This window comes from uncultured Christiangramia sp. (assembly GCF_913046405.1).
GTDB classification, from domain to species: Bacteria; Bacteroidota; Bacteroidia; order Flavobacteriales; family Flavobacteriaceae; genus Christiangramia; species Christiangramia marina.
The window spans coordinates 1-7287 of the sequence record NZ_CAJWRQ010000120.1 but is presented as its reverse complement, the minus strand read 5'-3'; the positions used below and the strand labels follow the sequence as shown (position 1 = coordinate 7287).

Genomic DNA, 7287 nt, shown 5'->3' with positions numbered 1-7287 from the left:
TAGAGCTTTTCAAAAAACCAAAAATTATTGAAAAATATTAAGTTTCGCGAAAGGTGCACCATCTGGAAGTTGACCGTTTTCGCGAAAAATCTTTGATTTCCCAGATTTTCGTTTGAAAACCATTTGCTCCTCCATGTAAATGCGCATTTTCCAAATTTTCCTTCAGCTTAAAATCTTCGTCTCCAATGCTGAATTTCCCTTCAGCAATTCTTCCCGCAAAACGACCAATACTGGCTCCAAAACATTTATTATGCTCCCAGTAAGTTTCGCTAATATAATCGGTGATCTGGGCAGGACCTGCAACAACTTCTACCGGCTTGTCGTTCTTATCTTTTAAACTAAAGCTAAACAATGTCGCTCCAAGGTTCAAAATCTTTAGCTTGCTCTGCTGCCCATTTTCTAGCTCGATGATCTTTAGATCTTCTTCCTGTACTGTTTTCAACATAGTTATTTTTTGCTCTGTACCCAGTTGTTCACTTTAGTCTCCAGAATCGTTAGCGGTAAAGCACCTTCTGTTAATACGACATCGTGAAATTCACGGATATCAAACTCTCCTCCCAGTTCAGTTTTCGCTTTTTCTCTTAGTTCCAGGATCTTGTTCATCCCTATCTTGTAAGCAGTCGCCTGTCCTGGCATTACGATATGTCGTTCTACCATTTTAACGCAGGCACTTTCAGCAGCTGGTGTATTTTCACGGTAATAATCTATACCTTCCTGTCTGGTCCATTTTTTGGCATGAATACCGGTATCTACAACTAGTCTGCAGGATCTCCATAGTTCCATTGCAAGCCGGCCGAAATCTGAATACGGGTCTTTATAAAATCCAATTTCCTTCGGAATAAATTCACTGTATAATCCCCAACCTTCCACGTAAGCAGTGTAAAAGCTGAATTTTCTAAATTCCGGGATAGAATCCAGTTCCTGCGCAATAGCGATCTGCATATGATGGCCAGGAATCCCTTCATGGTAAGCCAGTGCTTCCATTTCATATTTAGGCATTGCTTTCATATCATAAAGGTTGGCATAGTAAGTTCCAGGGCGGGAACCATCCAAAGCAGGTTGCTGATAGAATGCTTTACCAGCACTTTTTTCTCTAAAAGGTTCTACCGCTTTTACTACAATATCTGCTTCAGGCATGGTATTGAATAATTCTGGAAGCCTGGTTTTCATGGTGTTTATGACCTGTTTAGCCTGGGAAAGATATTGTTGTCTACCTTTTTCAGTATCAGCAAAATAAAATTGCTCATCATTTTTCATGAAATCAAAGAAATCCTGAAGACTACCTTCAAAACCTGTTTGCTCCATGATCTTCTCCATTTCTGAATGAATTCGAGCTACTTCATTCAGACCTATCTGGTGAATTTCTTCTGCGGAAAGGTTTGTGGTAGTTACTCTTTTCAATGCAAGTTCATAGAACTCCTCCCCTTTCGGGAATTTCCATACACCGGCTTCTTCAGTAGCCCGCAATTGCTGATTCTCCAAATGATCTATCAAACTCTGGTAAGCCGGCTGAACATGATCTACAAGTGCCTCTTCCGCAGCATTGACCAGTTTTGTTCGTTCCGCATCTTCCAGATCTAATTGATCGATCTTCGTGGTAAAGTCTTCCATTAAGGCACTGGCGTTAGCCGACTTTGAAAATGGCTTTCCTTTGATAATATTCCTTGAAGCATCTAGTGTTCTGTCGAAAACGAATTTAGGCGGAATAATTCCGTTCTGCTCTCTAAGCTGTAACTGTTCGATCACATCTTTCATTACTTTCTCCAGTCCCTCCAGTCTGGCAATATAAGCCCTGGCATCACCGATGGAATCTATGCGATGCATATTGATTAAAAAAGCAGGAAGTTCTGCATGTAGCCCGTGCATTTGCTCAATTGGATAATTGTAAAACCTGAAATCATAATCATCAATCTCATTTTGAACCTGCCTGCGATACAGATCGTAGCTCAACCTGGTATCTTCATCCAAAGCCGCTACATCTACCATATCGAGATAATCCATACGTTCCCGTGCCTGCTCAAGATCTTTCGCATATTTGAGATTCGAATAATCATCCCATTGATCATAATTTGTCTTCAACCCTCTTCGGGTCTGAGTCTCTGGGGATTCCTGAACTTCCTTTTCGAACTCACGCGCAAAGTAAGCGTTCATTTCTTCGGAAGCGTTTTGCTGCTCCTCTTCAGAGTAATCTGAATTTTGCTTCTCATTGCCGCATGAGCTTAGCAAAATTCCGAATAGCAATAGGTAAACTGATTTCTTCATTCTAAGCTTATTCTTCTAAAACTGAAAATTTAATGGCTGAATCACCATAGATCGTATGTGTTTGCTTCTGAAAATCTTCCTCTTCAGCTTCAAAGATATTATCTACATAAGTCTGTGGATTCCTATCGATTAGTGGAAACCATGTACTCTGAATCTGGATCTGCACTTTATGACCTTTTTTGAAAGTATGATTCACACCCTGCAACGTAAGATTTACATCGGTTTTTTTATTAGGTTCAAATGCTTCCGGTTTTTCAAAGCTATTTCTGAATCTTCCGCGCATCACCTCACTACGAACCATCATATGATAATTGCTCATTTTAAGATGAGGCATGGTTTCTTCGTAGTTCTCTGCATCTTCAGGATAAACATCAACGAGTTTTACAACCCAGTCTGCTGAAGTTCCCGTTGTTGCAACTTTCAACATTGCTTCAATCGGTCCGGTTATTTTCATATCTTCTTCCAGAACTTCCGTTTCAAACACCAGAACATCTGGTCTTCTGGCTGCAAATCTCTGATCTCCAGACATATATTCTCTTGGAGTAAAGACCATTTTGATCTCATTATTGTAAGAAACTGGTTTCGCTGGGTCACTCACGAAAGTTTCTTCGTGATCTGATGCTGTTTCTGATAATTGCTCATTTGCTCCCAGATACCAGGTTTTCTCATTAGTATTCTTCGGTGGCCATTCCGTATAATCGTTCCATTGGCGTGCTCCAGTGTCATAAATATGTGCTTCAGGTAATCGCAAAGCATCTTTAGTTTTTTTCTTCAGAAAATGATTGAAAAATTCAGTTTCATAATCTCTTTGAAAATGAGTGGAAATACTATCACCAAAATAGACGTTCCCAACAGATTGCCTTCCAGATTCCCTTGCCCAGTCACCATGACTCCAGGGACCAAAAACGATCATATTGTGATTGTCACTATTCTCTTCTATGCTTTTGTAAATATTGAACGGTCCGTACAGATCTTCCGCATCAAATAGTCCGCCTACGATCATTACCGCCGGCTTGATATCTTTCATATGCTGTACGATCCCTCGTTTTTGCCAGAACTCATCATAATTTGGATGTTCTTTTAGCTGTTGCCAGAACTCGTTATCCTCTTTATAATATTCATCAAGATTGCTCAAAGGACCCGCATCCATAAAAAACTGGTATTGATCCTGAGTTTTCAGATCTGGAAATTCGTACCAGCTGGTATCTACAGGAGTATCTTTCTGATATCCAAAAACCGCCGTAGCTCTCCAGTAGCTTAGTAAATAAGCGCCGTTATGGTGAAAATCATCAAAGAAGAAATCACCGATACTTGCCTGAGGAGATGCTGCTTTAAGAGCTGGATGCCCACTTAAAAGTGAATACGTACTGTAAAATCCTGGATAGGAAATTCCCCAGGTTCCAACCTTTCCATTGTTATTTTTCACATTATTGATCAGCCATTCTATCGTATCGTAAGTATCGCTGGCTTCATCTACCTCTTTCCCTTTTTTATTCGGAATAAAGGCACGCATATTATCATACTTTCCTTCACTCATCCATCTACCACGTACATCCTGATAAACGATGATGTTCCCCTCTTTCATCATGATTTCATTAGGTCCAATCTTGGATCTGAACTGATCTTCTCCATAAGGTCGGGAACTATAGGGAGTTCGCTGCATCAACATTGGATATTCAGATGAAGTATCCTTTGGAGTATAGATCGTAGTATGAAGTTTTACACCGTCTCGCATGGGAATGTCTACTTCCATTTTATCGTAATGGTCTTTGACATCGTAATCTGTCTCATTTTGAGCATTTAAGGGATTCAGTATAAACAGTAGTAATACTGAAAACAGGGAAGTATTGAATATTTTCATTCGATTATTTTTATAAAGCGTCTAAAGATAGAAATTAGGTAAGTATTCCTGAAGGAATTCAGGAAAAACAAGAGTTTGCACATATTAAATATGTCAATTCTCTTAGCTGAAGCTTATTTTCAGGATTTCCCGATCTCCTTTTTCTACGGAAAAGCGATTATCTGCTCGTTGGTTGATGATCCAGACAAGATCTTCCCCGGAAAACAGTAGCCAGGTTTGCTCTTTTTGAGGTAAACTGAATTTTTCATCCTTAAAATAATCACTCAGCTTCTTTTTTCCTTTCATTCCGAAGGGAACAAAAAAGTCACCCTCTTTCCATTTCCTGATCAGCAAAGGAAATTTAAGTTTTCGAATGGGCACAAAAATACTGTGGGTTGCGGCCTTGTCAAATTTTTCAACTTCGGTCAAATGCAGAGTTCCAAATTCAGGGATCATGACAAACTCCTCCCCTTTTTCAAGTTGATATTCTTTATTGATGGACTCATCCTGAATCTCAGTAAGCAATAATCTATTCCTATCCTTGATAAGCCTGTGAGTATCTGAAAGTACCATTTTACCTGTTTGCGCATCCATAAGGTCATGAACATCGTTCCACTCCGTAAATCCAAATGATTTGAGCAACTGGTAAAGTACCTGCTTCGAATTCGGCACTTTCTTTAAAAAAGCAATATCCAGGGCATAACCAAACACGTCCCGACTGATGATCTTTGGGTAAAGCAGACTCATATAGTCCTCTACCAGTTCCATGCTTTCGTTCAAATGTTGCTGAGTTTTCGCAAAAGTTTCAAGTAATTGTGGATTAAGCTCCTGCATAAGTGGCACCATATGATGTCTTATACGGTTTCTCATATATTTATCTGAAGCATTACTGGAATCTTCGCGCCATTTTAAACTTTTACTATTGGCATATTCTTCGATTGCAGACCTGGAAAAATTGATTAGTGGTCTTATGAGTTGATGATGTTTATCTTTAATTCCCTGCAAACCTTCCGGGCCGGTACCACGAATAAGATTGATCAAAAAAGTCTCAAGATTATCATTCGCATGATGTGCAGTCAAGGTGAAATCAAACTCCATGGAATTTGAAAGTTCCTCAAACCAGTTGTAACGCAATTCCCGGGCAGCCATTTGAATGGAAATACCAGCATTTTCAGCAAACTTCAGCGTATTAAAACTTTGAGTGAAAAATGGGACTTCCATTTTTTCTGCAAGTTCTTTTACAAATGCTTCATCTGCATCACTTTCTTCACCTCGAAGATTAAAATTACAATGTGCGATGGAAAAATCCATTTTTGACATCTTACATAGATGCGCCAGAACAATACTATCCACACCACCACTTACGGCGATCAACAATTTATTAGTGCAAAGAAAAGGGTATTCTTCTTTGATGATCTTTTTGAAGGCTTTTTCCATATCTACTCAAATATACAAAGCCTGAATTTAATAAAATCGTGCTTAAAGGTTCTCCAGAACTTCACGTAATGCCCTGGATTTCAACAGACATTCTTCATATTCCTTTTCAGGATTGGATTTGGCAGTTATTGCTCCTCCTACAGAAAAGGACAAATACTTATTCGTGGAATTATAAAGAATACTACGAATCACCACGTTGAAATCGAAATCACCCTCTGGAGAGAAATAGCCCACAGCGCCGCTATAGAGTCCGCGTTTGGTACTTTCCAGCTTCTCTATGATTTTCATTGCTGAAATTTTGGGCGCTCCGGTCATGCTTCCCATGGGAAAACTCGTTCGTAATGCCTCTACCGGTTCAATGCCTTTGGCGATCGTGGCGGTTACTGAAGAAATCATCTGGTGCACCAGTTTAAAGGAATAAACTTTACAAAGTTCATCCACTCTTACTGAGCCTTTTTCGGCGATCCTGGAAAGATCGTTCCTAACAAGATCCACGATCATAACGTTTTCTGACATTTCCTTTGGATCCCGAGCCAGATTAAGGGCAATTTCCTTATCCTCTTCAGGATCAGCAGATCTTCTCGCTGTACCTTTAATTGGCTGAGTAAGCAATTGATCACCTTTTTTCCGTAGATATCGCTCCGGGGAAGCCGAAACCAGATTGATGTTTTCGAGTCTCAGGAATGCAGCAAAAGGAGGTTTTGAGATCTCATTAAGACTTTGGTAAATAGAAAATGCATCCAGATCGACATTTTTACTGAAGAATTCCTGACATAAATTCGCTTCATAAATATCTCCGCGATGAATATGCTCTAGCATTGCTCCAACCTTTTCAAGGTACTCCTGCTTACTAATTCTGGATTGTATTTCTATTCTCCCTTCAGATTTTTCAGTTTTGAACTTACAATTCTGAATCTCTTCAAAATCAGTTTCAATTTCGTCATCTACCATTCTCAGGTAAACGAAATCGGCTATATTATCTTTTAAAAATACCAGTTTTTGAGGCTGAAAAAAGTAAAGATCCGGAAATTGGAGTCCGTCGTAATTAGAAGATTTTAGTCGCTCAACGTCATTTTTTAGGTCGTAGCTTAAATAACCAAAGATCCAGTCTTTGGTAGTTTGCTGATATTCCTTCAGTTTATCGAAGGCATCTTGATAATCGGTTTTGATAGCTGTAAAAGCTTCTACAGCAAGTACTGCTTCAAATTCGGTATTTTCCGAAGAATCCAGATTACTATCCAGCCACACGATATCCGGAAAACTGTTTCCCCAGGTGAGCAATTTCTTCTTGAAATCTGCCATATCCTGTACGGCAAAAGATCTTTTTGTTCTCAATTAAGCTTCTATTTGATGCGCAAAGGTAGTAAGCACATCTTCAATTCCCATATCCAGCACTTCGTTTGTCACCTTAGCATCTTCAAAATTATCCTGAAATGATGGAAAACTAAAGCTTTCAATGACATCACCGCCAAATCTTCCGAAGATATCACGGCAATAATCCAGAGAACCTTTGGCTCCGCGTTTACCCGGAGAAGTACTTACCAAAAGGATCTTTTTTCCTTCAAGAAAGTTTTTTTGAGTCCGGGATAGCCAGTCGATAATATTCTTAAAAAATGCAGAAGCAGTACCATTGTGCTCATTCACCGCAATGATCAAGGCGTCATGATCACGAATATGATTGTGAATGATCTTTGCGTTCATTGGAATTCCCGATTCCTTTTCGATATCTTCATCATAAACTGGCAAAG

The 7287-nt window shown here is 39.4% G+C and carries 6 protein-coding genes; all 6 read right to left on the bottom strand.

Annotated features, from left to right (window positions below):
- Positions 1-37: 37 nt before the first annotated feature.
- The gene (locus QZ620_RS12730) at positions 38-445 is read right to left on the bottom strand and encodes a hypothetical protein (RefSeq protein WP_295182287.1); all 408 of its coding nucleotides are present in this window, start codon (positions 443-445) and stop codon (positions 38-40) included.
- Positions 446-447: 2 nt separating this feature from the next.
- Entirely contained in the window at positions 448-2262 is a 1815-nt protein-coding gene (locus QZ620_RS12725; protein ID WP_295182284.1) for a DUF885 family protein, read from the bottom strand.
- Positions 2263-2269: 7 nt separating this feature from the next.
- Entirely contained in the window at positions 2270-4123 is a 1854-nt protein-coding gene (locus QZ620_RS12720; RefSeq protein WP_295182281.1) for a CocE/NonD family hydrolase, read from the bottom strand.
- A gap of 102 nt (positions 4124-4225) precedes the next feature.
- Positions 4226-5539: a tRNA lysidine(34) synthetase TilS gene (tilS, locus tag QZ620_RS12715; RefSeq protein ID WP_295182279.1), complete on the bottom strand. Its 1314-nt coding sequence runs from the start codon at positions 5537-5539 to the stop codon at positions 4226-4228.
- A gap of 42 nt (positions 5540-5581) precedes the next feature.
- A complete protein-coding gene (gene pabB / locus QZ620_RS12710; protein ID WP_295182276.1) occupies positions 5582-6874 on the bottom strand; it encodes an aminodeoxychorismate synthase component I in 1293 nt (430 codons plus the stop codon).
- Positions 6875-7287 (bottom strand): NADPH-dependent FMN reductase (locus QZ620_RS12705; RefSeq protein WP_295182274.1); only part of this gene is annotated, 413 nt, incomplete at its 5' end.

Coding starts and splice junctions, on each gene's coding strand:
- QZ620_RS12725 (WP_295182284.1), bottom strand. CDS start 2,262: ATGAAGAAATCAGTTTACCTATTGCTATTCGGAATTTTGCTAAGCTCA.
- tilS (WP_295182279.1), bottom strand. CDS start 5,539: ATGGAAAAAGCCTTCAAAAAGATCATCAAAGAAGAATACCCTTTTCTT.
- QZ620_RS12720 (WP_295182281.1), bottom strand. CDS start 4,123: ATGAAAATATTCAATACTTCCCTGTTTTCAGTATTACTACTGTTTATA.
- QZ620_RS12730 (WP_295182287.1), bottom strand. CDS start 445: ATGTTGAAAACAGTACAGGAAGAAGATCTAAAGATCATCGAGCTAGAA.